Origin of the sequence: Dermacoccus sp. BD5, assembly GCF_044878485.1 — a bacterium.
Classification (GTDB): Bacteria; Actinomycetota; Actinomycetes; order Actinomycetales; family Dermatophilaceae; genus Dermacoccus; species Dermacoccus nishinomiyaensis.
The window spans coordinates 146,868-172,885 of the sequence record NZ_JANJER010000002.1; the positions used below are offsets into that span (position 1 = coordinate 146,868).

Genomic DNA, 26,018 nt, shown 5'->3' on the forward strand with positions numbered 1-26,018 from the left:
ACCTGGCGGTGCCACGACGCAGGCATCTCAGCCTACCGAGCACGCGCTGGGAGTTCGCTCAGGCTCGCGGGGCCTGCCCCGGTTCGGCGGGTTCGAGCTCGACGCGGGAGGTGAGGAAGCCCAGGCCCCAGGCCAGGTGCATCGTCGCGAGCACGGCCGGCATGCGGACGACGACGGCCGCGTCGCGCCCGCGCGCCGCGTGCACGCCTCCGGCGGTGACGAGGGCCGCGTACCCGAGCGGCGCTGCGAGCGCCGGGCGCCAGAACGCGCCGAGCGCAGCACCCCCGACGACACCGACGACCGCGACGGGCGGCGCGAGATAGCGCAGGTTGATCGACCCCTTGTGCTGACGCGCGACGACGCGACGCCACATGCCGTACTCGAAGTACTGCTTGGCGAGCGCCTTGAAGCTCGCCCGCGGACGATAGGTGACGCGCAGTTCGGGGGTGAACCAGACGGTGCCGCCCGCGCGGCGGATGCGGTAGTTCATCTCCCAGTCCTGTGCCCGCGTGTAGCGCGGGTCGTACATCCCGACGCGCTCGATCCACTCGCGCGCGAAGTTGCCGAGGTAGACCGTCTCGACCGCGCCGGCGTCACCGCCTTGCTTGAACTTCACGCCCCCGACGCCGATCTTCGACTTCATCGCGCACTCGACGGCCTGCTCGAAGTCGGTCGTTCCCTCAGCGTCCATGATGCCGCCGACGTTCGCGGCGCCCGTCTCGGCGAGCAGCCGCTCGACCGTGCGCAGGTAGCCCGGCGAGAGGATGCCGTGGCCGTCGACGCGTACGAGGATGTCGTGGCGCGTCGCAGCGAGCGCGGCGTTGAGGCCGTCCGGCGTGCGGCCCGTGGGGTTCTCGACGAGGGTGATGCGATCGTCGGCGTCTGCGAGCTCGCGCGCGACGTCCCACGTTCGGTCGTGGCACGGCCCGATGGCGAGGACGACCTCGAGCGGGCCGTCGTATTCCTGCGCGAGGATGGCGCGCACCGACTCGGCGAGGTGCTTCTCCTCGTCGAGGATCGGCATGAAGACGGAGATGCCGCGACGTTCCCCGTCGTCGGCTCCGGCCGGTTGTGCGGCGGGCGAATGCTCATCTGACACGGAACGACGTCTCCTGATCGAGCTCGGTGCGCCGTCGGCGGCCCCGTCCTGGGCCCACGGCGGCGCGGATGCGTTCGTCAGCCTACCGGGGGCCAGGGCGCGGGCGGCGGGGCCCCGACCTGCTCGCCCCGCGTGGCGCTGCCCCGAAAATCACAGCGCAGTTGTCTAACCTCGAGGGGTGCCGCAGCCGAATGATCCCCGTGACCCTCGTCAGCCCCGCCCCCGCCCCGACGGGCATGGCGGCCCTCGCGAGCACGACGCGTTCGTCGTCGACACGCGCCGTTCGAAGGGCAATCGACGCGCGATGCCGAAGCGCGCTGACACACCGCGCGACGCCGAAGGTCCCCGCCGCGGGGCCGAACAACCTCAGCGGCGGCCCGACGCATCCCGTCGCGCGCCCGATGCCGACCGTGGGCCGGCCGCACCCCGTGACGCCGTCGCCCGACGTCCCCACCCACAGGAGCAGCTTCCGCCGCAGGAACGCCCGACGCCCGGCGGCACGCCCCGAAACCAGGACGTCGCAGGAGCCCAGGCGATCCCCGTGCGCAGCGCGCGGCGCGACAACGCGGGCCCCGCAGGCCGTTGGAGCGATCCCCGCGCCTCGAACGCCCGCCCGACCGAGGCTCGCATCGGCGAGCGCCGTGACGGCGACGCCCGCACCGGTGACGGCCGCCCGGCGGGGCGTCTTCCGAGGCGTCCCGGTGGCGCTGCCGCGGCGGGCGCAGGTGCTGCAGGCGCTGCCGCGGCGGACGCAGGTGCTGCAGCCGCAGGTTCGGCGGGCGCAGGTGCTGCAGCCGCAGGTTCGGCGGGCGCAGGTGCTGCAGCCGCAGGTTCGGCGGGCGCAGGTGCTGCAGCCGCGGGTTCGGCGGGCGCAGGTGCTGCAGCCGCAGGTTCGGCGGCCTCCGCCGACGAGCGCCGCCGCACCTCACCCGACGCCCCGGACCGCGACTCGACCCGTGCCATGCCGCAGGAAGATGCCCCGGGCCGCGACTCCACGCGCGCCATGCCGCAGGAGGATGCCCCCCGCCAGGGCGTGCGACGTCGCGTCATCGGAGGTGGTGCGGCGGCCGGGGCCGCGGGCGCCGCCGCGTCCGGGCACGCTCGCGCCGCCGGCGTGAGGCCCGATGTCCGTGACGTCGACGCCCAGCGCGGCCCCCACCGCGACCTCCGTCCTGGCGGCCCTCACGGACCCGCCGGAGCCAGCGGCCCCGTCGGACAGGGCGGCCCCGTCGGACAGGGCGGCCCCGGCGCACAGGGTGGCCCCGGCGGGCCGGGCGACTCGGGCGAGGAACCGCCTCGTCCACGCGGCCGGTTCGGGCGCGGCAAGAAGATCGTCGCAGGGGTGCTCGTGCTGCTCCTGCTGTGGGTCGGCGGCCTCGTCTGGGCCGGCATGTCCGCGTGGGGCAAGGTGCAGAAGGTCGACGCGATCCCCTCGGAGCACCTCGCCGATTCGGGCGCGGGCCACAATACGCTCATCGTCGGATCAGACGGGCGCAGTGGCCTCACGACCGAGCAGAAGAAGAAGCTCGGCACGGGTGACGCGGAGGGCCAGCGCACCGACTCGATCATGATCCTGCACACGGGCGGCGACAAGCCGACCCTCATGTCGATCCCGCGCGACAGCTACGTCTCCATTCCGGGGCACGCGAAGAACAAGATCAACGCGTCGTTCTCGATCGGCGGCCCGCAGCTGCTCGTCAAGACGATCGAGACGAACACCGGCATCCACATCGACAACTACATGGAGATCGGTTTCGGCGGGTTCGCCTCCGTCGTCGACGCCGTCGGCGGTGTCAACATCTGTGTCGCCCGCGACATGGACGACCCCAAGGCCCACATCAACCTCAAGAAGGGGTGCCAGCAGATGGACGGGCCGACGGCCCTGGGGTACGTGCGAGCCCGTTATTCCGACCCGGAGGGCGACCTCGGGCGCGCCAAGCGTCAGCGTCAGTTCCTCGCGGCGCTCATGAAGGAGATCAGCTCGCCCTCCAACCTGCTCGTGCCGTGGAGGCTCAAGGGCCTCGGCGAATCGGGCGCGCAGGGGCTCACGGTCGACAAGGGCATGTCGATGATGCAGGGCCTGCGGACGATGTGGAACCTCAAGAAGTTCTCCGGAGACGGCGGCAACTCTGTCGTCGTGCCCATCGGCAACGCGGCGCTGCCCACCCCCGCCGGCGAGGCCGTCGAATGGGACGCGACGCGTTCGGCCGAGCTGTTCAAGGCCATCAAGGAGAACGGCGACACCTCCTCCTTCGTCAAGAAGACGACGGCGAACTGAACCTCGTGACGGTGGCCTCACCCCGCTCGGGGTGGGGCCACCCTCGTCTGTCGGTGTCGCCCTGAGAGCGGTGGGACGACGAGGCGCGTCGTCGGCCGGCGGGGAACAATCCATCCCGACTGGTGGTTGGTGCTGTCATTCATCCCCACGAAGGAGATCACCATGAAGATCGCAGTGTTCGGCGCCACGGGCATGCTCGGCTCGGCCATCGTCAGTGAGGGTCGCTCGCGGGGCCACGAGATCGTCAGCGTGTCGACGCGGCCCGGTGCGGGTGACGTCGTCGCCTCGATCGAGGAAACGGACGCCGTCGTCCGCCTCGCGAAGGACGTCGACGCCGTCGTCGTCTCGGTGCCGCCCGCACGCTCGACGAGCGCCGAGGCGTGGCTCGCGGCGCACGAGCGTCTTGCGGCGACCCCGCTCGAGGCCCGCCTGTTCATGGTCGGCGGCGCCGGTAGCTCGCTCGACGCGAACGGCCGTCCGCTGCTGGAGGGCGAGGATTTCCCCGCCGACTTCCGTCCCGAGGCGGAGGCCGCGAGCACGGCCCTCGCGATGTTCCGGGACGGTTCGCCCGAACCGACCTGGACGATTGTCTCCCCCGCTCCCGTCCTCGCCCCCGGCGAGCGCACGGGCCACTATGAGACGTCCGACGACCACATGATCGGCGTGAGCGTCTCGAGCCAGGATCTGGCCGTCGCGATCATCGACGAGCTCGAGAACCCCCGGCATTCGAACAAGCGGTTCGTCGTCTCCAACTGACGCCACTCGTCTCCGTGACGCGGCCGGCAGGACGCCGGGTCGCCCCGTCCGCACGAATACCGGTGCGTCGCCGCAGCGCGAGGAACGGAGGACGAGTGCGGGCCGCAGCTGAGGTCAGCTGCGGCCCGCACTCGTCGTCAGGGCTGGGTTCAGTAGCCCTTGAGGACCGCACGGCCCATGACGAGACGCTGGATCTGGTTGGTGCCTTCGTAGATCTGCGTGATCTTCGCGTCGCGCATCATGCGCTCGACGGGGAAGTCCTTGACGTAGCCGGCGCCGCCGAGCAGCTGGACGGCGTCGGTCGTCACCTCCATCGCGACGTCGGAGGCGAAGCACTTCGCGGCGGCGCCGAAGAACGACAGGTCGGCGTCCTGACGCTCCGACTTCGCGGCCGCGACGTAGACCATCTGACGGGCCGTCTCGACCTTCATCGCCATGTCGGCGAGCATGAACTGGATGGCCTGGAACTCGGCGATGGCCTTGCCGAACTGCTGACGCTCCTTGACGTAGCCGACGGCGTAGTCGAGCGCGCCCTGCGCGATGCCGACGGCCTGCGCACCGATCGTCACACGCGTGTGGTCAAGGGTGCGCAGCGCGATCTTGAGGCCCTCGCCCTCGGCGCCGACGATGCGGTCGGCGGGGATGCGGCAGTTGTCGAAGTGCAGCTCACGCGTCGGCGAACCCTTGATGCCGAGCTTGCGCTCGGGCTCACCGAAGCTGAAGCCCTCGTCGCTCTTCTCGACGACGAACGCGGAGATGTTGCGCCCGCGCTCACCGTCGGGGTCGGTGACGGCGAGGACCGTGTAGAACTCGGATTCGCCGGCGTTCGTGATCCACGACTTCTGGCCGTTGAGGACGTAGTGGTCGCCGTCGCGCTTGGCCTTCGTTTTCATCGACGCGGTGTCGGAACCGGCCTCGCGCTCGGACAGACCGTAGGAGAACATCGCCTCACCGGAGGCGAGCTTCGGTAGGTATTTCGCCTTGATCTCCTCGCCGCCGCCGAGGATGACGGGCATGGAGCCGAGCTTGTTGACGGCTGGGATGAGCGAGGAGCTCGCGCAGACGCGGGCCACCTCCTCGATGACGATGCACGTGCCGAGGGCGTCGATGCCCATGCCGCCGTACTGCTCGTCCACGTGCGGCGCCTGCATGCCGGCCTCTATCAGGGCGTCGAGGGCCTCCTGCGGGAAGCGCGACTTGTCGTCGACGTCGGCCGCGTGCGGCGCGATCTTGTTCTCGCAGACGGGGCGGATGGCCTCGCGGAGCGCCTCGTGCTCCTCGGAGATCTTGTAGAGGTCGAAGTCAGGGTTAGCAGCCATACCGGCATGCTACCCGCCAGTACGTCGCGGCGGCAGCCCCTCTCCGTCGATGTTGCCCGGGTTTTTGGGGCGCCGGCGCAGCCAGGCCCGGGCAACATCGGGGCCCTCAGGCCTGACGTCCGGCGACCTCGCGCCGCAGCGCCTCGCCCTTGGCGTGGGCCTCGTCGCGCAGGCTCGCCTGGAACTGCATCATCTGGGCGGCGATGCGACACGCCTCGTCCGAGTCACCGACGCCGAGGATGCGCGCCGCGAGCAGGCCCGCGTTGCGCGCACCACCGATCGAGACCGTCGCGACCGGCACGCCGGCGGGCATCTGGACGATCGACAGCAGCGAGTCCATGCCGTCGAGGTGTTTCAGCGGCACGGGCACCCCGATGACGGGCAGCGTCGTGACCGACGCGAGCATGCCCGGCAGGTGCGCCGCTCCCCCGGCGCCGGCGATGATGACGCGCAGGCCGCGCTCCGCGGCGCGGGTGCCGTACTCGACCATCTCGTGCGCCATGCGGTGCGCCGAGACGACGTCGGCCTCGTAGCCGATGCCGAACTCGTCGAGGACATCGGCGGCCGCGGACATCGTCGGCCAGTCCGAGTTGCTGCCCATGACGAGCCCGACGACGGGCGCCTTCGCCGGCTGCGTCGCGCTCGTGGGGGTCGTCGAGCTCGTGGCCGGGGTCGCCGAACCCGCAGCGTTCGTCGTCACGTCGGGGGTGGTCGCGTCGCTCATTCGGTCACCGTTCCTTGGAGGTAGTCACAGGCGTGGCGGGCTCGTGCGCGCAGGCCGACGAGGTCGTCGCCGAAGACGTTGACGTGCCCGATCTTGCGGCCGGGGCGCACACCCTTGCCGTAGAGGTGGATCTTGAGGCCGGGATCACGTGCCATGAGGTGCTTGTAGGTGGGGTACAACTCCTCGTACTCGCCGCCGAGCACGTTGCCCATGACCGTCCACGGTGCCCGCGCGCGCGTGTCGCCGAGGGGCAGGTCGAGGACGGCGCGTAGGTGCTGCTCGAACTGACCGGTGACGGAGCCGTCCATCGACCAGTGTCCCGAGTTGTGCGGGCGCATCGCGAGCTCGTTGACGACGAACTCGCCGCCGCCGACGTCGAACAGCTCGACGGCCATGACGCCCGTGACGTCGAGTTCGCGCGCGATCGTGATGGCGGCGGAGGTGATGCGTTCGGCAGCGTCGTCGCTCAGGTCCGGGGCGGGGGCGAGGACCTCGGTGCAGATGCCGTCGACCTGAACGGTCTCGACGACGGGCCACACGGCGACCTGGCCGCTCGGGCTGCGCGCGATCATGACGGCGATCTCCCGCTCGAACGCGACGGCCTCCTCCGCGAGCAGCGGCGCGCCGTCAGCCTGCGCGAACCAGGCGTCCGCGTCGTCGGGGGTGCGCACGAGCATGACGCCCTTGCCGTCGTACCCGCCCGTCGGGGTCTTGAGCACGAGCGGCCAGCCATGCTGTTCGCCGAACGCGCTCAACTCGTCGCTCGTGGAAACGGGAGCCCAGGCGGGGCACGGCACGTCGAGGTCGCTGAGGCGCTGACGCATCGCGAGCTTGTCCTGGGCGAAGCGCAGCGCACTCGGGCGCGGGTGCAGCGCAACGCCGTCGGCCTCGAGCGCAGCGAGCACGTCGGCGGGCACGTGCTCGTGATCGAACGTCACGACGTCGCACCCGCGTGCCCACTCGCGCACCTGCTCGGCGTCGCGGTAGTCACCGACAGGCGCATGCGGCACGACGAGCGCCGCTGCGGCGTCGTCGGACTCGGCGAAGACGGACAACGTCAGCGCGAGCTCGGCCGCGGGGGCGGCACACATGCGGGCGAGCTGGCCGCCGCCGATGATGCCGACGACGGGAAATCCGCCCGGCGCGCGGCGCGCCTCGCGGGCGGGCTGGGTGTCGGGCGTCGCAGCGTCCGGCTCGGTGGCGTTGCGCGCATGGGGCTGGGGTTGGTTCACGCGCCAAGATTATCCGGCGGATTCGTCACGCGCGTGGCGCGGTCGTCAGGCGGGCGTCGCCGGGTGGGCGAGGCCCACCCCCACCGACTCGAGGGCCTCGCCCTCGCGCCGCGTCAGGACGAAGCCCGCGCCGCGCACCGTCTCGATCTGCCACTGCCCGCCCGTCGCGACCCGCAGCTTGGGGCGCAGCTTGGCGATGTGCATGTCGACCGTATGCAGAGCAATCGAACGTAACCGACTGCAACGCAACGACATTCGCTGAGACGCCAGCCGCGTTTGCGGCTATCGTGCAACCCCGCACCGTCTTAGACAAGAGAATGACCCCGCGAGGCGGCAACCTCCGGGGTCGTGACGACAGACACGAGGAGTCTGACGTGAACACGATTCTAGACGTGTGGTGCGTGCTGTGCGACCACCTCGCACCCTTCGCCGCTATGGCCATCGTGCCGCTGCTGCTGTGGATTTACCACTTCGAGACGATGCCGCCAGCGGATGACGTAACCGCGGGTGACGTAATCGACCTTTCCCCCGGCGCCACGGAAAAGGGTGTCACTACTACCGACACCCTTGAGGGGTGGGCGGCATGACGCGCGAGACATTCGTTCCTGACGAGCAGCTGCCTGACATTCGTCCCGGCGACGTGGTGCGCCTCAAGCACGGGCAACTGACGTTCACCATCGAGAAGGTCGAACGCACCTCGACATACGCATGTGCGTCGCTGCGGCCCGTGGTCGCGCTGACGGCCTCAGCCAAAAAACGAGCATGCGAGTACAGGCGCACCGATGGGCTCGTGCTGCTCGAGCGGCCCGCCGACTCGCAGCCCTTAAGCGAAATCCCGTGGGATCAGCGCGACCTCGACCGTCAGCTCGTCCTGCTCGAACGCGACGAACGGCGCCGACGCGAGGACGAGCGACGCCTCGAGGCACGACTCGGACGCCTACGCGCCGCCGGGGTGCAGATCGAACCGCGCGATCCGGGCACGATCCGGCGCGGCGAGGTAGCGGCGCGCCTGAAGCAGTGGCGCAACGGCGCCGACGTCGTAACGCGCCTCGAGTACGAGGACACGATGCCCGCGCCCCAGCTGCTGCGCCTGGTCAAGCACGTTGAGGACATCCTCGACGACTTCGCAGCCGATACCGGCGAGTTCTCCACCTGGCTGACGTCGCACCGCGGGGAACCGTGGCGAGGCGTCGTCTGGGAGGGCGCATCCGGGCGATGACCCCGCACCCGTCGACGTCGGCACGTCGACGGGCCTTCACCGGGCGGTCAACCTTTGCTGCACCAGCAGGAGTTGGCCGTGCGGTGAGGGTAGGTACCACACGCCCACCCCCAGCAGGTGTTTCAACCGGAACACCTGACCAACACGCGGCGCTGACAGGGCATCAGCCGCACCACAACACGAACGCCCCCGGTGATGGAAACCGAGACTCAACAACCGGGTTGAGTCGCCCGCCGACGTAGCTGCAGACGCGTCACGCGGGTTCGCGATCAGGCACACTCCCGAAACGGGGTGGGCCTACTCGGCGTGGGCGAGACGCGTGTTTCGGTCAACGGGCAGGGTCGCTGGGCAGGGTCTCGGCTTCTGTCTCAACTCCGCCGGCAGGCCCCGAATGCAAGTAGAAGCGCCCTGACTTGGTATTCATCGAGCAACCTCAAGTGGACTGACATTCGCCTCACGAAGTTCAACCAACTGCGCATCTCAGTTACATTTGCCCGATGGAGCGCTTCGCGAACAGTCCCATCGGCGACCTCGTACGCATGACGGGGATCGACGGCCGGAACGGCCTCAACTACGACGTGATGGCCTACGTTGCGCACCGGCTCGAAGACGAACCAGAACTGAGCGCCCAAACCTGGCGCGAGGTTAACTCGGCCAACCGCGCGCTGGCCCGCCTCGATCAGGCGGCGAGGCTCGTCCCCAACCCGGACATCCTGCGTCAGCCCACGCTTAGGCGAGAGGCTCAAAGCACCTCTGCCCTAGAAGGGACGTTCGCACCGCTTGAAGACGTGCTGGCCGTCGATGCAGATGAGGACGCCCTGTCCAGGGAGATGAAGGAGGTGATGAACTACATCGCCGCCGCGAACTATGCGTTCGACGCCGTCCAAGAGACGCTGACGGTGGCGCTCCTTCAAACGGCCCACCACCTACTCGTGGATCAGACCGAATCTGACACCCCCGACAAGGGCCGGGTGCGGCGCATCCCCGTGGCGATTGGCAGCCCGACAGGTCTAGTGGAGGATGCACGCTTCGTGCCCATGCCCCCGGGGGCGGACCTTGAGAGCGCAGCTCGCGACCTTGTCGATTGGATCAGGACCCCTGCCTCACCGCGCGACCCCCTCGTTGCGGCTGCCATGGCCCACTACCAATTCGAAACGCTGCACCCTTTCAACGACGGCAATGGCCGGCTGGGCCGTCTGCTCATCGTTCTGCAATTTCTCGGCGATGGCCTCCTCACGGAGCCGCTCTTGAGCGTGTCGCCGTGGTTCGAAGCGCGCCGCATTGCTTACCAGGATGCGCTGGCCGCAGTCTCGGAGACCGGAGATTGGGATGCGTGGGTACGCTTTTTCTGCGCCGGCATCGAGGCGTCCGCGACAGACACGGCGGCGCGTGTGGACCGCCTACTGGGCATAAATGCGCGGTACGTGGAAAAACTCCGCGACGAGAAAATCACGGGAGTAGCCCGCGACATTGCTGACATGCTGATAGGGACTCCGGTGGTGACGGTACCCAGTCTCAGCAGGACCACGGGGCGAACCAGCCAGGCAGTCAACACGGCACTGCTGCGTCTCGTGAAGGCGGGCATTCTGATGGGGCCAATCGGGAGCTACAACCGTCGCTTCTTCGCCCTAGATGTGATGGATGCAATCACTGCGCCGCCGGGGACCGTAAAGCCAGCCAACGCACCGCTTCGGACCGAGTCTTGACCTGGATGAGCCCTACCGTGGCGTGCATGAACCTCTCAGCCGCCGTCGCTGCTCAACTCCGTGCCGAACGTGTCGAGGCGCGCATGCCCTTCGAGACGCTCGAGGTGCTCGCCGAGATCCCCGCCGACGAGTTGCGTGCGTTCGAGGACGGGCGGCGAGAACCGACTCTAGAACAGTTGCAGCAGATCGCAGCCGTGCACGGTTACAAGCTCTCAGCGTTCATCGTGGCATCCGAGGGAATGGACTAGTTCAGCCAGTCACGCGAAACGACGCTCTTCGGGTGGGGCGCCTCGGGCTCGGGCTTGAATCGGAAGTCGCGGTAGGTCGCTTCGGGTACGAGACGGCGCCCAGCCTTGGTGCGGTCCAGGTAGTCGACGCACTCGGCAACCTCCTTCGGGGTCATTCCGGCATCGCGACATGCTTGCTTGAACGCAGCGCGGTCCACCGAGAGCCAACGATGGCGAACGTTCATCATGTCCGCCTTGAGCATGGCGACCTCGTTCCACTTCAAGTAGCCGTAACCGCTCACCTTGTCGGCGAGGTACTCGAAGATTTCGGCAACGTCCACGGGCAGCCCCGCATACTTCGTCATGCTGGCAGGCTACTCGGACGTCGGTACGTTTTCCCGTCCCTGCCGACGACGAGCACCGACTCGGGCGGCGTCGCACCGACGGCCCACGCGACGAGGTGCGGGCGGCCCCACACGACTTCGCTCGCCAACTGGATCATGCCCCGCTGCTCGAGGGCGTGAGCCGCGCGCAGGATCGCCACACGCTCCGAATGCGAGCGGGCACGATGCACGAGCACGAGCGAGTCGGCGCCGGCGAGGTTGTCGAGAATGGCGCGCTGCCACCGGCCAGGGCCGCGAGACATGACACTCCTAAGTGTTGAGGTGGTCAGAATCGCCCACCACGGGCAGAAACCGCGCCATTCCGGGCGAAAACGTGGATATGGTCACGTGTCAAAAAGCTGGGGACCCGTACAGACCCCCGTTAGCCTCACCGACGGTGACGATTGCGCCGAATCGGGGAACTCCCCCGTGGGGGGGGTGGGGGGTCGACGCGCGCACCATGGCCCGCGCCTCGAAGGTTGAGGCGCGGGCCATGGTGCGGGTGGTTCAGATCAGGTCGGCGAGGGCCTTGGCCTCCTCGGCGGTGTTGATCTTCACCGAGTAGCCGGCGAGGGCCAGGTCGAGCCAGCCAGCACCGAGGCGGGCGACGGGCGCCGTGCCGACGCTGTATGCCTGCCAATCTTCCTCGATGCTCACGACCTCGCTCTCGCCGCGGTAGATGTTCTGCCAGCCCTGCACCTGCTCGGGGCGCGTGACCTTGCCCATGATGTTGAGCGCGGGCACGGACGTGACACCAACACCGCCAACGGTGGCGAGCTGCACTCGAAGGCGCGCCATCCGGGTGAGCGTCGGCACCGCCTCGAGAAGGGCGCGATAGGCGGCGAGCTCTTCGTCGGTGCCCTCGGTCGCGATCTGCTCGGCCGTCGTCTCGGGCGTGATGCCCAGACTCGCGGCCTTGGTCACGACCTGCCAAGCGGCCTCGACCTTCTCCTGCATGGCCGCGATGGTCTCACCGGAGTTCGCCGTCAGCTCACGCTGCGCGGCCTCTTGCAGCCGCCCTTCGAGGTGGCGGCGCGCCGTCTCAATGGGGCGGACCGTTTCCACGTCGACGGCCTCGGTCGCCAGGTCCACGGCATAGGCTCGCATCGCCTCGACGGCCTTGGCCGGCGTGAGACTCAGCACGTCGGCCGGGTAGTAATCCTCGGGCGAGGATGCCACGCCCATCGTGGCGTTGCGGATCGCGAGCGACTTCTCGATGCCAGCGCCCACGGGCAGCCCTGCGTCGCGCAGCTGCACCACGAGGGTGTCGATCTCGGTGAGGGTCCCGCCCGGAATGGTTCGGGGCGCCAGGTCGATCTTGCTCGTCTTGCGTGCGCGGTACTCCGCAGCAGAAACAGTCATAGTGCGTTCTCTCTTTCGGTCGGTCAGTGGTTGGGGAAGAAGCGTGCGTACTCGGCGTCTTCGGCGGCCTTCGCGGCGACCTCGGGGTCGAGGCGGCACGCGGCGGGCAGCGCCTCAGCCAGCGCCTCGGCGTCGGCTGCGACCTCTCCTGGGGTGGCGCCGCGCAGGCGGTCGGCCAGGGCCTCGGGCAGGCCGGCGGCGGCGGCGATGTTCTTGAGCTCGTCGGGGGTCATGGGGTGTTCCTTCCATCGGGGTTGAGCAGATCGTGAGCGCGCACCGCGTATTCGGTGGCGCTCGTGTGCGGGCAGGTGGGGCCGTAGGACGGTCCGCACGTCGAACACGACCAAGTGCTCGGCCCGCAAGATTCGGTGAACGTCACGTGCACGTCGTGGCCGTTCGGGTAGGTGACGACGGCGCGCACGCTCGTCGTCGTGAGCTCGAGCAGCAACAGCGAGGCGGCGCGCATCACGCGGCGGCACCATCTGTTCGTCGAGCCGTCACGCCCTTCGTCACGGATGGGGTGCTCTTATCGACGCCAGCCCATACGCCCCACGTCATGCGCCGCGACGCGGCTGCGCACGCGGCATGGATGGGGCACGGCGAGCACAGTCCGACGACCTCGCGCCGCTCGTCTGCGCTCTCGCTCGTGAACCTCGGATCACCCGCGCAGGGAGGTTCGCGTTCGCCGCGCTGGGCGCGGTGGGTGAGCTCGAGGGTGAGCGCCTCGAGTGTTTGATTCTGTGTGGTCATGTTGCCTTCTGTGAGGTCTGCGGGGCTTGTCTGCGATCTGCAAAAACCCCGGAATGACGGGGAATGTTGGGTGAGGGTGACGGGTGGTGACGCACTTCCCGAACTTTTGCTATCCCTATACGCGTGGGAAAAGTGTGGGGAACCCGTCACAACCCGTCACCCGCTGGTCAGAAACCGGCCAGATCGAGCGGCGCCAGACCGTCGCGAAGTGCGCCGTTCTTCGTGCGCCTGGCCGGGTAGCCGAGTCGGTCGAGCTCGGCGCCGAACGCCTTCTCGGTCTTTGCCTCGGCGCCGTTGCGCATCGCCCACGCCTGCCACGCGCCGTAAAGCTGCCGCGACGTCGCGACGGCGTTCGGGCCTGCCTCGCACGCGTCGTCGATGAACTGGCGCACGTGATCCGATTCGGCCTTGTACGCGTCCGTTGCTCGAAGAACCGACGCCGGTTCGCGCATCCCACCTTCGAGGTAGTCGCGGTAGCCATCGACGGCCCACGAGACCACCTCGTCGGCGGCGAGCTCGAGGCGTTCACCGAGTCGGCCGTCGCGCTTATCGGGCGGTACGACGATGTTGAACGGCACGACGCGCATGCGCCGCCACGTCGCCGGATCATTGCCCTTGACCGCCGGCAGATGATTCGAGACGTAGACGAGCGTGTGCGTCGGAACCCACGACACCGGATCGCGGTACAGCCGGCGCGCGGTCAACACGTCGCCACCCGTGAGCCGCTTCATCGTCGCCTCGTCGAGCTTGCGGCCCTCGTCGGTCTCTTGCCCGATGACGAGGCGCGTGCCGAGCAACTGCATGAGCTCGGTCGAGCCGCTGCGGGCGCGATCCTGCACCATGAGCAACGCCGGGTCGATCGCCGTCACGTAATCCCCAAGCGCGAACGCCAGCGCCGTTGTCGCGGTCGACTTGCCGTTGGCACCCGTCCCGGTCAACACCGGAAAAACATTTTCGGTCACGCGCCCATAGAGGGCTTGACCGACGAGGCGTGCCAGATACGCGCGCTCGTCCGCGTCGGGGAGCACCTGCTCGAGGAACGTCGCCCACGCGCCCGGCTCATGGCCGGGGACGTAGTTGCCCCGCGTGACCTTCGTCAGGCGGTCGTCGGCGTCGTGCGCGCGCACCGTGCCCGTCTGCAGATCGAGCGTGCCGGCAGGCGTGTTGACCAGGTAGGGGTCTGCGTCGAGGTCTTCGACGGTCGCAGCGAACTCGACAAGACTCGCAGCGATGTCGAGCACCCCGGCGATGCCGGCCGCGCTCTCACACTTGGCGACGTCACGACGCAGCGCAGCATCACCGCCGAGCGACTCGGCCAGCGCGTCGCGCAGCACCTCGAGCACCTCGCGCCGGGCGATGCCGCGCACGTCCTCACACCACCGGGCGCCGTCGTAGTGCAGCCACCCGACGCCGTGCACGTGCATGAGGCGGCCGCGCGCCGCGCGAGCGAGGCGGTAGGCGATGCGGACCTGTCCGGAGTGCTTCTCCCCATCCTGGGAGACGAGGACACCGTTCTCGTCGTACGCGTCGGCGGGCATGCTCTCGGCCGTCATCGAGGATCGCCCCCGACGTGATGCACGAGCATCCCAGCGGCCTCGAGGATCGCGCTCACGTCGGCGGCGCGTTCCTTCCTGACCTGCCAGCCTCGACGCAGGGGTGCCCACTGTGCGGGGATCCCTGCCGCGCGCAGCGTGTCACCGACGCGGCCACGCACGAGCACGTAACGCGTCGAACTGCGAAGGTCGTAGATGTAGACGTGGCGCTTCATGCGATCACCTCCCCCGCGACGTGCGCGCGGACACGCTGCGTTTCCTGATCGCGCCAGAACGACGCGACCTGACGCAGCGTCTCGGCGTCGGCAGTCACCGGGTCGACACCGATGGACGCGAACGTGCGCGAGACGGGCGCGCCGATAAGGCCGGCGACGACGGCACGCGCCGCGGCGTGCGTCTGTTCCTCGAGGGCGTCGGCGGTGAGCTCGGCCCACTCGGCGGCCTGGTGCTGTTCGCCTGCCTCGAGGCCAGCGCGGTATCCCTCCGCGTAGCGGGCGCGGCCCTCAGCCTCGGCGAGGTCGAGCATCTGCTTGAGGGTGAACATCGTCATTCGCAGCCACCCCCGCCGATGTGGGCACGCAACGTGTCGAGCGCGTGCTCACGGTTCGCGGCGCTGGTCTGCGGGTCGGCGAGCATCGTCAGCGACGCTCGAGCGATCTCACGCTCGACGCGTGCGCCGTCGTCCTCGAGGGTGGCGAGGTCGGCCGGCGTCACGACGTCGACGGGCTCGAGGCGCACGAGGTCGAGCGATGCCGCGCAGCCTGCCGCGAGGGCGCGCTCGACCTGCCGCTCGGCCGTCGCGAGGCTGCGCACGACCGTGCGACGGATGCCGCCGTTCGTGAGCTCGCGCGTCACGACGACGGCCAACAGCGGGCCGCTGGGAGCAGGTAGACTGGCGCCGTACTCATTCACCTTGGCGGGTGTCGGAATCGCCGTCTCGTTCACAGCGGGGCGGCGTTTTTCGTGTGTCTGCGAGGTCATCACGCGTTCACCGCCTGACGCGCCTTGTCGACGTTGCTCGCGGCCGTCTCGCCCGTCTCGTCGCGGTACGAAATGCGCCTGTACAGATCGGCGGTCAGCGTCTCGCGGGCGGGGGCGCCGATGGAACCGATCTGCGCGACGAGCCACGGCACGAACGCGACGCCGTGCGGGGCGACCGTGCGCATGTACAGCCGGCAAAGGCGCGTGACCTTCGTCGTGCTCACGGGCACGCGGCACGACTCGAGGGACGCGTGCGCATGGCGGATCAGCGTCTCGACACTGAGCTCTTGTGCTCGCCCTTTATCTTGCGGCGCGCCGTGGGGCTGGGGTGCGGGTGTGTGCCTCATGCGGCATCACCGCTCGCGGCGGGGATGGGGCGGGCGAGGGCTTCGACCTCGGCGGCGTCAACGCGCAGGTTACGCGGGCCGACGCGGTAGCCGGTGAGGGTGCCGGCCGCGATGTAGCGGCGTATCGTCTTGGGGGAACAGCCGAGCTGCTCGGCCGCGTCCGCCAGGCTGGCAAGCTGCATGCGCTTGGCTGGGCGAGTATCCAGCATGAAAAAACCTCCGATGGGAGCGCAGATCGCGCCCTCCGATCAGAGGTGCATACGTGGACATTGAACACCACGCGGTGCCACGGCGTCAACCTGCGGCACCGCGGGGGATATTCAGCGGGCGGGCTTGAGGGCTCCCGGCGCCTCAGGACTGGTGACACGCAAGAGGGGAAGCCCGGCCGCCACCATCCCGTCGAGGGCCGCCTCCACCTTGGGGGCAAGCTTGCCGCTCACAACCTGCCCGTTGTAGTTGCAGCTCGGCTTGTTGCACCTGAAGACGTATCGCGTGTGCGCAGGGTCGCCCGCAGCGGGTGCGGCGTCGGGCGGGGTGAACAGGCCGGACGCTTGGCCCTCCACCGGCGGGGCGATGTTCTCCACTCGCACACCGTCCGCATGCGTCCAGGACGTGTCCCCCTCGGCGTCACGCTCCCACATGGCGAGGTGCTCCTCCGGGTGATTGGGACAGACGACGAGCAGGCTCGCGACAGTCTCAGGGCGGGCGGCCATCGTGAACGTGAAACCACCATCCTCGAATGCCATGACCTTAGGCACCTCGAGACGGCCGTCCAATCCCGTCGCCGTGGAACTCGTGACGCCGATCTGATGGTCGGGGGTCGTCCATGCCCAAATCGTCCGGCCACAGCCGCCACACGTCGTCCAGACCTGCCCCTGCTCCAGGCTGTCGAGTGCGTAGGCCATCGGGCTGCAAGGCTGGGGCGCCGCAGGCGTGAGGCTGGTGCCCATTCCTACGAGGTACGTGCCGCGCGCGGTACCAAACAACCGTAGGACGACTGAACCGGGGCAGGTGGGGCATTCAAACGACGGCCCCTCACTCTCCCCTCCAACGTCGGCGAGCAAGTAGGCGGCGAGGCTGCCGGGGGTTCGGGTCACGGGGTCTCCTTGAGCAGAGTTTGCAGCGCGGCGCGCTGCTCGGGACTGAGTTTCTGCAGTGCGGTGAGGGCGGCCAGTAGTTCGCCCCCACGGTCAGGCTCAGACGTGTCCGCAGGCGTAACGGGCTCGGGTGACGGTTCCTGAACGGATGGTGCGGCCATACGGTCGGTGAGGTCACGATCCCGCTCGGCGGCCGCGTGTTGGTAGTGGAGAGCCATCGTCGGCGACGAGTGCCCCAGGCGCGCCATGAGGTCGGCGAGCGTCGCGCCCTGCTGGGCGTACCAGACCGCCGACGTGTGCCGCAGGTCGTGCAGTCGCAGGTCGGGTCGGCCGGCCATGCCGCGGGCGTAGCGCCACCAGATCGAGAACTGGGGTTGCTGCAGGTGGTGGCCGCAATACTCGAACACGAGCGCGTCAGGCTCGGGCCGCACGTGCCGTTCGAGGTGCTGCTCGAGCTCGTCGGCGACGGCGCTCGGCATGCTCACGGTTCGGATGCCGGCGTCCGACTTGGGTGGGCCGACGATGAACTCTCCGTGCACGCGAGAGACGGCGCGCTCGACGCGGATCGTGCGGCGGGTGAGGTCGATGTCGCCCCGGCGTAGCTCGATAATCTCGCCGAACCGTAGGCCACACCATGCGGCGATAGTGACGATGGGCGCGAACGCCTCTGGCATATGCGAGTGGATCGTCGCCACCTGCTCACGAGTGGCGACCTCAAGCTCGCGCTTCTTCTTGCGCTGCACCTTGATCGTGCAGGGGTTCGCGATGATGAGGGCTTCCTCGAGGGCTTGCGACATGGCGGCGCGCAGCGCCATGTAAGCGTTGGGGCGCACGCTCGAGCCTCGGTCGGTCGGGAAGTCGTCCCACCACGCTTTGACGCGCGCCGCGGTGATGCCCTTGAGCGGGATATCGCCGAGCGTCGGCTTGAGGTAGTGGCGGTAGAGCTGGTCATACCAAGCGCGAGTAGTTGGCCGCAGCGGCTCGCCGTCGACGCGCCGGCGTTCGACGAACTCGGGCCACCACTCGGCGAGGGTGGGGTCGCCCTTGCGCGGTCGGTTCGCGCGCACGCTCGGCGGCGTCCAGTCGTCGCGATCCCGTAGGCGCCGCTCCCCCGCGAGCCACCCCTCGGCGTCGCCCTTCGTCTCGAATGTCGTGGGCGCGTTGTGGCGCTGTAGGTCGGGGCCGATGTAGGACGCCTGGAAGCGCCCGGATGGGAGCTTTCGCACAGCACCGAACCCGCGTCGAGTGCCCCCCTTGTTCGGCACGTCGCGCCCCCGTCTCTCGTGTGCAAGGTCTGCCGGTTCTGCGTGCCAGGTGACGCGCCGGAACCGTGCAACCTCAGTGTACGCACATGGGTTCTTGTGTCCCGATCACACGTAGGCTAGGCTGCGGAATCAAGCGGGAAATCGAGGATTTGAGCGGCGACGCGCGAACCTGGAATGATGCGCTTATGAATGTCGACCGCCTTGGGTGTGCCACGCCACTGGCCCGTCCACAGCGCCGCCTCGAACTCTGCGCGACTGACGACGTCATCCCGCCCGACGAGCACCCCCATGACGATGGCTTCCTTCGCGGTCATCACCGCCCGCCCGCCGGCGCCGACGAGCTCGCGCCGCGCCGCGTCCACGTGGGGTGGGCTCCCCTCGGCGGCGTTCGCCACCAGCCGCGGTCCGCCCTGCGCCCGGTTGACCCGGCGCACCGCGGCGCTGACCCGCGCTTCGAGCTCCGCCGGCGTGATCGCGCACGAGATGACGTCGTCGGCCCCCGCGTCGAGCAGCGCGACGGTCGCGGCCGCGCGTTCGACGTCCCCGACGAGCGCCGCGTCGTCGAGCACAGCGACGAACGCCACACCCGGATGCCGGCGGGAAGAGGTGCGCACGGCGGCGGCGCTCTCGCGCACCCCGTCGGGCGCGGCCGTGGCGCCGCCGCCCAGGTCGGCGTCGCCGTCGACGCGGCGGCAGTTCGCCGCGAAGACGATGCACGCGGTCGCCGTTCCGACGGATTCGGGCGTCACGGTTTCGAGCGTGCCCTCCACGGTGCGGACCGAGAGGTGTGCTGCGTGGCTCATGCGCATGAGAGCCGTGTCGTCGCCGAAACCCCCGCGGGCGACCAGGACGTCGTTCATGAGCACGACTATAGGCAGCCCGGCATACCCTGCGGTGCCTTGCGGACCGACGAATTGTCAGTTGCCCATCCAGCCGACTTGACAGAAATGTATACAGCAGGGCTTTGTCGCCGAATCGTCACCTGGCGTTCACCCGCAGGCGTCCGACGCCCGATCCGTCCAGCAGGATTCGTCCTGAGCAGAGTGCTTCAGAAAGGTCCGTCAGAGCAGGATCCAGGCCGCGCTGAGGCCGATACCCGCGAGTTCCAACGGTTCGTGCGCGCGCAGCGTCGACTCCGGGTCGTGACGCAGCGCGTCGGCCGTTGCCTCGTCGACGAGGATCTGACTCGCCGCGGCGGCGTTCGTCAGGCGTGCGGCGCGGTTGACCGTCGTGCCGTAGATGTCGCCGAGACGCGCGAGCACACGACCCGTCGACAGACCCACGCGCATCTGCGGCAGCAGGTCGTCGACCTCCGACATCTCCTTGAGCGCACGCGCGATGCGCGAGGCGCCCTCCGGGTCCTGGTGCGAGAAGAGGATCTCGTCACCGACCGTCTTGACGACGGCGCCCCCGTGCTCGCTGACGATGTCCGAGGCGACCGCCTCGAACCGCGTGACGAGCGCCGCGAGATCACTCTCGCTGAGCTGACGCGCGAGGCGTGTGAAGGAGACGAGGTCGGCGAAACCGACGGTGCGCACGACACCGAGGTGCGTCTCGGGCTGCGCGTCTGCCAGCAGGCGCGCGAGGGCGACGCCGACGTTGCGGCGCCACACGTAGAGGAGCAATGGCTCGAGGTCGTCGACGAGGCTCGCCATCTCGTCCGCTGCGGCGCGGGCGAGGGGCTTGCCGCCGCGCGGGCCGCCGTCACGCTGCGCGAGCATGTCGACGACGAGTTGCACCTGCCACATCGCGAGTCGGTCGGTCGTGCGCCCCAGCGCACGCGCCAGCCCGAGGAGGGTGTCGACGTCGAGATCGTGCGCGGCCGTCATCGCGGACACCGCGCGCAGGGCGTCGAGGTCGGTGTCGGAGAACGCGACGTCCGCCTCACGCGAGTTGGCGAAACCGAGAGCGCGCCACACGCGACGGGTGTCGTCGGCGTCGACCCCGGCGTGCGTCGACAGGTCACGGCGCTTGTAGCGGCGCGGCGCGCCCATGAGGCGTCGCTCGACCGCGTCGATGAACATCGAATCGTCGGAATCGAGGTGGGACACCGGGTCAGCCATCACGTCTCGCCTTCTGCCTCGTACCGATCACTCGTCGGCGTTCCGCCCGCGTCGCTCGCCGGCCTCCGCGCGGCCGCCCAGGCGGGCATGCACGACGTCCGCCACCGAGTACGCCATCGTAGGCGCTGAGCCTGGACGCTCGCCGGAATCGGTCGTCACGAGCCGCCCGCCGTCGTCGATGCCGACGCCTCGCCGCCGCGCCACCTTGCCGTCGGGGGTGTGCACGTCGACGAGGCTGCCGATCGTGCGACAGTGTCGACGCACGCTCTCGCGGGCGGCCGCGAGCGCCGCGGGTTCGCACCAGTCACGCGCGGCTCGGGCGACGTGCGCAGCGACGGCCGCGAGCACCTCGTCACGCGCGGCGTCCAACCCGACGAGTGACGTCGACGTCGCCGTGTCGACGGGCAACTCGCCGCGCTGCTGAGCCACGTTCACCCCGACGCCCGCGACGACGAGGTTGCCCGACGCCACCTGACACAGGACGCCGGCGACCTTGCGCCAGTCGCCGCTCGCCCCGCCGGTGCCCGGGCCGGCGTCGGCGTCGGCGCCGCTCTCGACGCCGTCGTCATCCCACACCAGGACGTCGTTGGGCCACTTCGTGACGAACTCGACGTCCGCCCCGCGCTCGTCGGCCAGCTGCGCGAGGGCGGCGCGCACGGCGTCACCGACGAACAACGGCACCCAACCCCACGTCGCCGCGTCCCGTGGCAGCGGCAGCGTCATCGAGACGGTGACGGCGGCGCCCGCGGGCGTCACCCAGGCCCGATCGAGGCGTCCGCGCCCGGCGCGCTGGCGATGGGCGGCCACGAGGTGCCAGCGCTCGGCGGCGTCGAGGGCGACCACATTCGTCGAATCGACCTCGTCGAACAGGTCGACGCGAGCCCACCCGTCGGCACGCAGATCCCGCGCCATCCCTGGCGAAAAGGCTACTGACGAGTTCGTGTTCGAGGTCACGTGACAAGGTTAGGCTGTCGCCCATGACGCTCGACGACGTGCCCCCGGACACCTCCCTCGATCTGCACACCACGGCCGGAAGGTTGAAGGATCTGGCGAACCGCACGGAGGAGGCGGTGCACGCCGGTTCGGCCCGCGCGGTGGAGAAGCAGCACGCCAAGGGCAAGCTGACGGCTCGTGAGCGCGTCGAACGGCTGCTCGACGAGGGCTCGTTCGTCGAACTCGACGCCCTCGCGCGTCACCGCTCGACGCAGTTCGGGCAGGACAAGAACCGCCCCTACGGTGACGGCGTCGTCACCGGCTACGGCACGGTCGACGGGCGCACGGTCTGCGTGTTCAGTCAGGACTTCACGGTCTTCGGCGGCTCCCTCGGTGAGGTCTTCGGCGAGAAGATCTGCAAGGTCATGGATCTCGCGATGAAGCTCGGCGCACCCGTCATCGGCATCAACGACTCGGGCGGCGCGCGCATCCAGGAGGGCGTCGTCGCGCTCGGTCTCTACGCCGAGATCTTCCGTCGCAACGTGCACGCGAGCGGTGTCATCCCGCAGATCTCGCTCGTCATGGGCCCCTGCGCCGGTGGCGCCGTCTACTCCCCCGCGATCACCGACTTCACCGTCATGGTCGATCAGACGTCGCACATGTTCATCACCGGCCCTGACGTCATCAAGACGGTGACGGGTGAGGACGTCGGCTTCGAAGAGCTCGGCGGCGCGCACACGCACAACTCGCGCTCCGGCGTCTCGCACTACATGGCGAGCGACGAGGACGACGCGATCGAGTACGTCAAGGCGATGCTCGGCTACCTGCCGAGCAACAACATGGACGCGGGGCCCTCGTTCGAGGTCACCGCCGACCTCGAGATCACCGACGCCGACCGCGCGCTCGACACGCTCGTGCCCGATTCGGCGAACCTCGCCTACGACATGAACGACGTCATCGCCGCCGTCGTCGACCCCGCGGATCCTGACGATGCGGGCTCCGGCCCCGACTTCCTCGAGGTGCAGCCGCTGTTCGCACCCAACATCATCTGCGGGCTCGCGCGCGTCGAGGGGCACAGCGTCGGCATCGTCGCAAACCAGCCGGCTCAGCTCGCCGGCACGCTCGACATCAACGCGAGCGAGAAGGCGGCGCGTTTCATCCGCTTCTGTGACTCGTTCAACATCCCGATCCTCACGCTCGTCGACGTGCCCGGCTTCCTGCCCGGTACCGACCAGGAGTGGGGCGGCATCATCCGCCGTGGCGCGAAGCTGCTCTACGCCTACGCGGAGGCGACGGTGCCGCTCGTCACCGTCATCACGCGCAAGGCGTACGGCGGTGCGTACGACGTCATGGGGTCCAAGCACCTCGGCGCCGACGTCAACCTCGCGTGGCCGACGGCGCAGATCGCCGTCATGGGTGCGCAGGGCGCGGCCAACATCGTGTACCGCAAGGAGCTGAGGGCGGTCGCCGAGAACGGCAGCGCCGAGGACGTCGAGAAGCGTCGCGCGCAGCTCATCGCCGAGTACGAGGACACGCTCGCCAACCCGTACATCTCAGCCGACCGCGGCTACGTCGACGCGGTCATCCCGCCGCACGAGACGCGCGTCCAGGTCGTCAAGGCGCTGCGGGCGCTGCGTCACAAGCGCGAGGACCTGCCGCCCAAGAAGCACGGAAACATCCCGCTGTGAGCGAGGCAACCGAGAGCCCGCGCCCGACGATCCGGTTCGTCAGCGGCGCGCCGACCGACGAGGAGATCGCCGCCGTCACTGCTGTCGTCCTGGCGCGAGCGGCTGCGGCGTCGGGCACTGAATCACCCGCCCCGGCGCGTTCCATGTGGGGACGCCCCGCGCACGTCCGCCACGCCCGTCCGCGCAGTTGGGCCGAATCGCGCCTGCCGCGCTGAGGCTCGCCTTCGGTAGATGATCGTCGCCCGGAATCGCGTCAGAGGTGACGCGATTGCGGGCAATGATGCTCAGCGCAGCTTGGCTTCGAGCTTGGCCTGGTAGCGCGGCGCCAGCACGCCGGCCGCGACGACGCGTTCCATGATCGCGCGGGCACCGCCGGTGTAGGCGCGGAACACGTCGACGACGGTGACGCCGTGCTCGGGCACGTAGACGACGTCGACCATGTCGCCCGCCGTGATCGTCCCGGGCTCGACGACGCGGGTGTACGCGCCGGGCCGTCCGTGGTCGGTGAAGCGCTTGACCCAGCGCGGCTCGTCGATCGCCCAGGCGAAGGTTCGGCAGGGAATGCGAGGGCCGGTCACCTCGAGCAGCGCCGTGCCCATGCGCCAGCGGGTGCCGATGACGGCGTCGTCGACGCGGACGCCCCGCGTCGTGACGTTCTCGCCGAAGGCCCCGTCGGGAATCGAACGCCCCAGCTCGGCGCCCCAGTGGTCGAGCTCCTCACGCGCGACCACGTACACCGCCTGCTCGCGGCCCCCGTGATGCTCGAGATCACCGACGTGGTCACCGCTGACGCCGCTGCGCCCACCCGCCTCGCGCGGGCCGGGGTCGACGACGCCGATGCTCGCAACGGGTCGCTTGCGCATCCCCGTGAGGTGCTTCTTCGCATCCCACACCTCTGGTCGGCCGATCTGGACACCGACGACGACGAGCTCTCCACCTGCGGTGGGTGACGTGGCGTCGGCCTGCGCCGCTGAGGTGGAAGCCAAGTCCGTGGACGCCGCGGTGGAGCTCGCGGGCTCCGCCGAGCCGGATGTCGGTGACGCGGCCGTCGTCGCGGTGGATTTCGCGTGCTCCTGCGAGCCCTCGGCCGACGCCCTCTGCCCCGCTGCCGCCGCCTTCACCACACCCGCCGCAGCGGGCCGGGCGTCAGGATCGGGGTGAGATGGACTCATCGGCGGCGTCGTCATGGGCGTCAATGTACTTGCGCGCTTTGACGTGCGTCGCGTTGGATCGGTCCATGAGCACCTCGAGCGAGCCCCGCGCCACGACCCGTCTCGACGAGATCGCGGACGGCTACCTCGACGCGTCCGTCGCGCTGTCGCCGATCGAGGCAACGGCGCTCGGCATCCCGGGCCAGGATCATCTGCTCGACGACTTCGCCCCCGACGGCTACGCGGCCGCGTCCGATCTGCGTCGCTCGACGTTGTCGGCGCTGCGCACCGCGTCGGCGCAGGACGACGTGGACGCCGTGACGCTCGCCGCGCTGCAGGAGCGCCTCGAGCTCGCCGAGGAGATCCACGACGCCGGCTACGACCTCGCCGACCTCAACGTCATCGCGTCGCCGCTGCAGATGATGCGCGACACCTTCGACCTCATGCCGACCGACAGCGACGAGGACTGGGAGACGATCGCGCACCGGCTGCGCGCCGTCCCCGAGGCGCTCGACGGGTGGTTCGCGTCGCTCCATCACGCCGCGTCGCAGGGCATCGTCGCGGCGCAGCGCCAGATCGAACGCTGCAGCGAGCAGTGCGCCGAGCACGGCGGACGCGACGGGTACTTCCTCTCGCTCGCCGAGCGCGCTGCCGTCGAGAGTGGTGGCGATGCCAGCGCGGTGCAGGACGAGGTGCGCGAGGCTGCCGCGCTCGCCGCGCGGGCCTACGCCGACGCAGGGGCGCGGCTGCGCGACGAACTGCTGCCGCGCGCGCCCGAGCACGACGGGGTGGGGCGTGAGCGGTACGCGCTGCACAGCCGCGAGTTCCTCGGCGCGCGAGTCGACCTCGAGGAGACCTACCGCTGGGGTCAGGACGAACTCGCGCGCATCACCGACGAGATGTCGCGCCTCGCCGAACGCATCGCGCCCGGCGCCGGCGTCAAGGGCGCGATGGCCGCCCTCGACGCCGACGACGCGTACGCCCTGCACGGCACCGACGCGCTGCGCGCCTGGATGCAGGCGAGCGCCGACGCCGCCGTCAGCGCTCTGGCGGACACGCACTTCGACATCCCCGACCCGGTGCGTCGCATCGAGTGCATGATCGCGCCCACGTCGTCGGGCGGCATCTACTACACCGGCCCGAGCGAGGATTTCTCCCGCCCCGGACGCATGTGGTGGGCGGTGCCGAAGGGCGTCGAACGGTTCGGCACGTGGCGCGAACTGACGACCGTCTACCACGAGGGCGTCCCCGGCCATCACCTGCAGATCGGGCAGACGATGTACCGCTCGGGCCTGCTCAACCGGTGGCGCCGCATGGGGTCGTGGACATCCGGGCACGCGGAGGGCTGGGCCCTGTACGCCGAGCGCCTCATGGACGAGCTCGGCTTCCACACGGACGACGCCACCCGCCTCGGCATGCTCGACGGGCAGTCGCTGCGCGCCGCGCGCGTCGTCGTCGACATCGGCGTGCACTGCGGTTTCGAGGCTCCCGCCGAGGTTGGTGGGGGCGCCTGGACGTACGACAAGGCGTGGGCATTCCTGTCGGCGCACGCCGACATGGCCGAGGGCTTCCTGCGCTTCGAGCTCGACCGCTACCTCGGCTGGCCGGGGCAGGCGCCGTCGTACTCGATCGGCGAGCGCCTGTGGCTGTCGCTGCGCGAGGAGACGCGTCGTCGCGAGGGCGCAGCCTTCGACCTCAAGGCCTTCCACCGTCGCGCCCTCGACATCGGCGGCGTCGGCCTCGACGTCCTGCGCGACGCCATCCTCGCCCCCTGACCCACCTGCGATTCCTATCCACATTCGCGATTCGTTTCCCCATCGGCGAACCGCGTCCACCTATGCGATTCCCGCCCCCATCGGCGAACCGCGTCCACCTTCGCGCCTCT

31 protein-coding genes are annotated in these 26,018 nt (G+C 69.6%); 9 read left to right on the plus strand and 22 right to left on the minus strand.

Going from position 1 to position 26,018, the window contains the following annotated elements; all coding sequences use genetic code 11:
- Positions 1-58: 58 nt before the first annotated feature.
- Positions 59-1,099, minus strand: coding sequence for a glycosyltransferase family 2 protein (locus NQ706_RS02290; protein WP_006943585.1), 1,041 nt, complete (start codon positions 1,097-1,099; stop codon positions 59-61).
- A 541-nt stretch (positions 1,100-1,640) separates the two neighbouring features.
- Between NQ706_RS02290 and NQ706_RS02295 the strand changes: the two genes are divergently transcribed.
- On the plus strand, positions 1,641-3,377 hold the full coding sequence (locus tag NQ706_RS02295) for an LCP family protein (protein ID WP_338137502.1): 1,737 nt from the start codon (positions 1,641-1,643) through the stop codon (positions 3,375-3,377).
- A gap of 162 nt (positions 3,378-3,539) precedes the next feature.
- The gene (locus NQ706_RS02300) at positions 3,540-4,133 is read left to right on the plus strand and encodes an NAD(P)-dependent oxidoreductase (protein WP_038571298.1); all 594 of its coding nucleotides are present in this window, start codon (positions 3,540-3,542) and stop codon (positions 4,131-4,133) included.
- A 149-nt stretch (positions 4,134-4,282) separates the two neighbouring features.
- Here NQ706_RS02300 and NQ706_RS02305 read toward each other — a convergent pair whose 3' ends face one another.
- From NQ706_RS02305 to NQ706_RS02320, 4 genes are all read right to left on the minus strand, one after another.
- Positions 4,283-5,452 (minus strand): acyl-CoA dehydrogenase family protein, encoded by a 1,170-nt coding sequence (locus tag NQ706_RS02305; protein WP_038568989.1) that lies wholly within the window; start codon positions 5,450-5,452, stop codon positions 4,283-4,285.
- A 106-nt stretch (positions 5,453-5,558) separates the two neighbouring features.
- Entirely contained in the window at positions 5,559-6,176 is a 618-nt protein-coding gene (gene purE, locus NQ706_RS02310) for a 5-(carboxyamino)imidazole ribonucleotide mutase (RefSeq protein WP_038568991.1), read from the minus strand.
- Positions 6,173-7,408: a 5-(carboxyamino)imidazole ribonucleotide synthase gene (locus NQ706_RS02315; protein ID WP_038568993.1), complete on the minus strand. Its 1,236-nt coding sequence runs from the start codon at positions 7,406-7,408 to the stop codon at positions 6,173-6,175. The genes purE and NQ706_RS02315 overlap by 4 nt, the downstream gene beginning before the upstream one ends.
- Before the next feature lie 45 nt (positions 7,409-7,453).
- A complete protein-coding gene (locus NQ706_RS02320) occupies positions 7,454-7,663 on the minus strand; it encodes a helix-turn-helix domain-containing protein (RefSeq protein WP_404360297.1) in 210 nt (69 codons plus the stop codon).
- Between the two features lie 119 nt (positions 7,664-7,782).
- On the opposite strand from NQ706_RS02320, the gene NQ706_RS02325 reads away from it, so the two are divergent.
- From NQ706_RS02325 to NQ706_RS02340, 4 genes are all read left to right on the plus strand, one after another.
- The gene (locus NQ706_RS02325) at positions 7,783-7,995 is read left to right on the plus strand and encodes a hypothetical protein (RefSeq protein WP_404360299.1); all 213 of its coding nucleotides are present in this window, start codon (positions 7,783-7,785) and stop codon (positions 7,993-7,995) included.
- The gene (locus NQ706_RS02330; RefSeq protein ID WP_404360301.1) at positions 7,992-8,627 is read left to right on the plus strand and encodes a hypothetical protein; all 636 of its coding nucleotides are present in this window, start codon (positions 7,992-7,994) and stop codon (positions 8,625-8,627) included. Before NQ706_RS02325 ends, NQ706_RS02330 begins: the two co-directional genes overlap by 4 nt.
- Before the next feature lie 497 nt (positions 8,628-9,124).
- Positions 9,125-10,333, plus strand: coding sequence for a Fic family protein (locus NQ706_RS02335; RefSeq protein ID WP_404360303.1), 1,209 nt, complete (start codon positions 9,125-9,127; stop codon positions 10,331-10,333).
- Positions 10,334-10,359: 26 nt separating this feature from the next.
- Positions 10,360-10,581, plus strand: a complete 222-nt coding sequence (locus NQ706_RS02340; RefSeq protein ID WP_404360305.1) for a hypothetical protein — start codon at positions 10,360-10,362, stop codon at positions 10,579-10,581.
- Here NQ706_RS02340 and NQ706_RS02345 read toward each other — a convergent pair.
- The 16 genes from NQ706_RS02345 to NQ706_RS02420 form a co-directional block, all read right to left on the minus strand.
- Positions 10,578-10,925, minus strand: coding sequence for a hypothetical protein (locus NQ706_RS02345; protein WP_404360307.1), 348 nt, complete (start codon positions 10,923-10,925; stop codon positions 10,578-10,580). The two genes, NQ706_RS02340 and NQ706_RS02345, sit on opposite strands and share 4 nt — an antisense overlap.
- Positions 10,922-11,206, minus strand: coding sequence for a hypothetical protein (locus tag NQ706_RS02350; protein ID WP_404360309.1), 285 nt, complete (start codon positions 11,204-11,206; stop codon positions 10,922-10,924). The genes NQ706_RS02345 and NQ706_RS02350 overlap by 4 nt, the downstream gene beginning before the upstream one ends.
- A 244-nt stretch (positions 11,207-11,450) precedes the next feature.
- The gene (locus NQ706_RS02355) at positions 11,451-12,305 is read right to left on the minus strand and encodes a hypothetical protein (protein WP_404360311.1); all 855 of its coding nucleotides are present in this window, start codon (positions 12,303-12,305) and stop codon (positions 11,451-11,453) included.
- A gap of 23 nt (positions 12,306-12,328) precedes the next feature.
- Positions 12,329-12,538, minus strand: coding sequence for a hypothetical protein (locus tag NQ706_RS02360; protein ID WP_404360313.1), 210 nt, complete (start codon positions 12,536-12,538; stop codon positions 12,329-12,331).
- Positions 12,535-12,774 (minus strand): hypothetical protein, encoded by a 240-nt coding sequence (locus NQ706_RS02365; protein ID WP_006943576.1) that lies wholly within the window; start codon positions 12,772-12,774, stop codon positions 12,535-12,537. Before NQ706_RS02365 ends, NQ706_RS02360 begins: the two co-directional genes overlap by 4 nt.
- A 448-nt stretch (positions 12,775-13,222) precedes the next feature.
- Positions 13,223-14,608, minus strand: coding sequence for a phage/plasmid primase, P4 family (locus NQ706_RS02370; RefSeq protein WP_404360315.1), 1,386 nt, complete (start codon positions 14,606-14,608; stop codon positions 13,223-13,225).
- Complete coding sequence (locus NQ706_RS02375; RefSeq protein WP_144693853.1) at positions 14,605-14,823, minus strand: hypothetical protein; 219 nt, start codon at positions 14,821-14,823, stop codon at positions 14,605-14,607. The genes NQ706_RS02370 and NQ706_RS02375 overlap by 4 nt, the downstream gene beginning before the upstream one ends.
- The gene (locus tag NQ706_RS02380; protein ID WP_404360317.1) at positions 14,820-15,158 is read right to left on the minus strand and encodes a hypothetical protein; all 339 of its coding nucleotides are present in this window, start codon (positions 15,156-15,158) and stop codon (positions 14,820-14,822) included. Before NQ706_RS02380 ends, NQ706_RS02375 begins: the two co-directional genes overlap by 4 nt.
- Positions 15,155-15,589, minus strand: coding sequence for a hypothetical protein (locus NQ706_RS02385; protein ID WP_404360319.1), 435 nt, complete (start codon positions 15,587-15,589; stop codon positions 15,155-15,157). Before NQ706_RS02385 ends, NQ706_RS02380 begins: the two co-directional genes overlap by 4 nt.
- Positions 15,589-15,813 (minus strand): hypothetical protein, encoded by a 225-nt coding sequence (locus tag NQ706_RS02390; protein WP_404360321.1) that lies wholly within the window; start codon positions 15,811-15,813, stop codon positions 15,589-15,591. The genes NQ706_RS02385 and NQ706_RS02390 overlap by 1 nt, the downstream gene beginning before the upstream one ends.
- Positions 15,814-15,932: 119 nt before the next feature.
- The gene (locus NQ706_RS02395; RefSeq protein ID WP_404360323.1) at positions 15,933-16,145 is read right to left on the minus strand and encodes a helix-turn-helix domain-containing protein; all 213 of its coding nucleotides are present in this window, start codon (positions 16,143-16,145) and stop codon (positions 15,933-15,935) included.
- Positions 16,146-16,256: 111 nt separating this feature from the next.
- The gene (locus tag NQ706_RS02400) at positions 16,257-16,841 is read right to left on the minus strand and encodes a hypothetical protein (RefSeq protein WP_404360325.1); all 585 of its coding nucleotides are present in this window, start codon (positions 16,839-16,841) and stop codon (positions 16,257-16,259) included.
- Between the two features lie 188 nt (positions 16,842-17,029).
- Complete coding sequence (locus tag NQ706_RS02405; protein ID WP_404360327.1) at positions 17,030-18,259, minus strand: tyrosine-type recombinase/integrase; 1,230 nt, start codon at positions 18,257-18,259, stop codon at positions 17,030-17,032.
- Between the two features lie 155 nt (positions 18,260-18,414).
- Complete coding sequence (locus NQ706_RS02410; protein ID WP_404360329.1) at positions 18,415-19,158, minus strand: hypothetical protein; 744 nt, start codon at positions 19,156-19,158, stop codon at positions 18,415-18,417.
- A gap of 201 nt (positions 19,159-19,359) precedes the next feature.
- On the minus strand, positions 19,360-20,361 hold the full coding sequence (locus NQ706_RS02415; RefSeq protein ID WP_038568995.1) for an adenylate/guanylate cyclase domain-containing protein: 1,002 nt from the start codon (positions 20,359-20,361) through the stop codon (positions 19,360-19,362).
- A 27-nt stretch (positions 20,362-20,388) separates the two neighbouring features.
- Entirely contained in the window at positions 20,389-21,315 is a 927-nt protein-coding gene (locus NQ706_RS02420; protein WP_150112774.1) for a biotin--[acetyl-CoA-carboxylase] ligase, read from the minus strand.
- 23 nt (positions 21,316-21,338) lie between these two features.
- Here NQ706_RS02420 and NQ706_RS02425 point away from each other — a divergent pair, with 23 nt between their 5' ends.
- Positions 21,339-22,982 carry an acyl-CoA carboxylase subunit beta gene (locus NQ706_RS02425; protein ID WP_038568997.1) on the plus strand — a complete coding sequence of 548 codons (1,644 nt, stop codon included), beginning with the start codon at positions 21,339-21,341 and terminating at the stop codon, positions 22,980-22,982.
- A complete protein-coding gene (locus NQ706_RS02430; protein ID WP_038568999.1) occupies positions 22,979-23,197 on the plus strand; it encodes an acyl-CoA carboxylase epsilon subunit in 219 nt (72 codons plus the stop codon). The genes NQ706_RS02425 and NQ706_RS02430 overlap by 4 nt, the downstream gene beginning before the upstream one ends.
- A 69-nt stretch (positions 23,198-23,266) precedes the next feature.
- On the opposite strand, the gene NQ706_RS02435 is transcribed toward NQ706_RS02430, so the two are convergent.
- On the minus strand, positions 23,267-24,169 hold the full coding sequence (locus NQ706_RS02435; protein WP_235181935.1) for an MOSC domain-containing protein: 903 nt from the start codon (positions 24,167-24,169) through the stop codon (positions 23,267-23,269).
- A 50-nt stretch (positions 24,170-24,219) separates the two neighbouring features.
- Between NQ706_RS02435 and NQ706_RS02440 the strand changes: the two genes are divergently transcribed.
- The gene (locus tag NQ706_RS02440; protein ID WP_038569001.1) at positions 24,220-25,908 is read left to right on the plus strand and encodes a DUF885 domain-containing protein; all 1,689 of its coding nucleotides are present in this window, start codon (positions 24,220-24,222) and stop codon (positions 25,906-25,908) included.
- Positions 25,909-26,018 lie beyond the last annotated feature (110 nt).

Excerpts from the sequence above, each read along its gene's own strand:
- NQ706_RS02300 (WP_038571298.1), top strand. The coding sequence starts at position 3,540 with ATGAAGATCGCAGTGTTCGGCGCCACGGGCATGCTCGGCTCGGCCATC.
- NQ706_RS02305 (WP_038568989.1), bottom strand. The coding sequence starts at position 5,452 with ATGGCTGCTAACCCTGACTTCGACCTCTACAAGATCTCCGAGGAGCAC.
- purE (WP_038568991.1), bottom strand. The coding sequence starts at position 6,176 with ATGAGCGACGCGACCACCCCCGACGTGACGACGAACGCTGCGGGTTCG.
- NQ706_RS02320 (WP_404360297.1), bottom strand. The coding sequence starts at position 7,663 with ATGTCGTTGCGTTGCAGTCGGTTACGTTCGATTGCTCTGCATACGGTC.
- NQ706_RS02330 (WP_404360301.1), top strand. The coding sequence starts at position 7,992 with ATGACGCGCGAGACATTCGTTCCTGACGAGCAGCTGCCTGACATTCGT.
- NQ706_RS02335 (WP_404360303.1), top strand. The coding sequence starts at position 9,125 with ATGGAGCGCTTCGCGAACAGTCCCATCGGCGACCTCGTACGCATGACG.
- NQ706_RS02340 (WP_404360305.1), top strand. The coding sequence starts at position 10,360 with ATGAACCTCTCAGCCGCCGTCGCTGCTCAACTCCGTGCCGAACGTGTC.
- NQ706_RS02345 (WP_404360307.1), bottom strand. The coding sequence starts at position 10,925 with ATGACGAAGTATGCGGGGCTGCCCGTGGACGTTGCCGAAATCTTCGAG.
- NQ706_RS02350 (WP_404360309.1), bottom strand. The coding sequence starts at position 11,206 with ATGTCTCGCGGCCCTGGCCGGTGGCAGCGCGCCATTCTCGACAACCTC.
- NQ706_RS02355 (WP_404360311.1), bottom strand. The coding sequence starts at position 12,305 with ATGACTGTTTCTGCTGCGGAGTACCGCGCACGCAAGACGAGCAAGATC.
- NQ706_RS02360 (WP_404360313.1), bottom strand. The coding sequence starts at position 12,538 with ATGACCCCCGACGAGCTCAAGAACATCGCCGCCGCCGCCGGCCTGCCC.
- NQ706_RS02370 (WP_404360315.1), bottom strand. The coding sequence starts at position 14,608 with ATGACGGCCGAGAGCATGCCCGCCGACGCGTACGACGAGAACGGTGTC.
- NQ706_RS02375 (WP_144693853.1), bottom strand. The coding sequence starts at position 14,823 with ATGAAGCGCCACGTCTACATCTACGACCTTCGCAGTTCGACGCGTTAC.
- NQ706_RS02380 (WP_404360317.1), bottom strand. The coding sequence starts at position 15,158 with ATGACGATGTTCACCCTCAAGCAGATGCTCGACCTCGCCGAGGCTGAG.
- NQ706_RS02385 (WP_404360319.1), bottom strand. The coding sequence starts at position 15,589 with ATGACCTCGCAGACACACGAAAAACGCCGCCCCGCTGTGAACGAGACG.
- NQ706_RS02395 (WP_404360323.1), bottom strand. The coding sequence starts at position 16,145 with ATGCTGGATACTCGCCCAGCCAAGCGCATGCAGCTTGCCAGCCTGGCG.
- NQ706_RS02400 (WP_404360325.1), bottom strand. The coding sequence starts at position 16,841 with ATGGCCTACGCACTCGACAGCCTGGAGCAGGGGCAGGTCTGGACGACG.
- NQ706_RS02410 (WP_404360329.1), bottom strand. The coding sequence starts at position 19,158 with ATGAACGACGTCCTGGTCGCCCGCGGGGGTTTCGGCGACGACACGGCT.
- NQ706_RS02415 (WP_038568995.1), bottom strand. The coding sequence starts at position 20,361 with ATGGCTGACCCGGTGTCCCACCTCGATTCCGACGATTCGATGTTCATC.
- NQ706_RS02425 (WP_038568997.1), top strand. The coding sequence starts at position 21,339 with ATGACGCTCGACGACGTGCCCCCGGACACCTCCCTCGATCTGCACACC.
- NQ706_RS02435 (WP_235181935.1), bottom strand. The coding sequence starts at position 24,169 with ATGACGACGCCGCCGATGAGTCCATCTCACCCCGATCCTGACGCCCGG.
- NQ706_RS02440 (WP_038569001.1), top strand. The coding sequence starts at position 24,220 with ATGAGCACCTCGAGCGAGCCCCGCGCCACGACCCGTCTCGACGAGATC.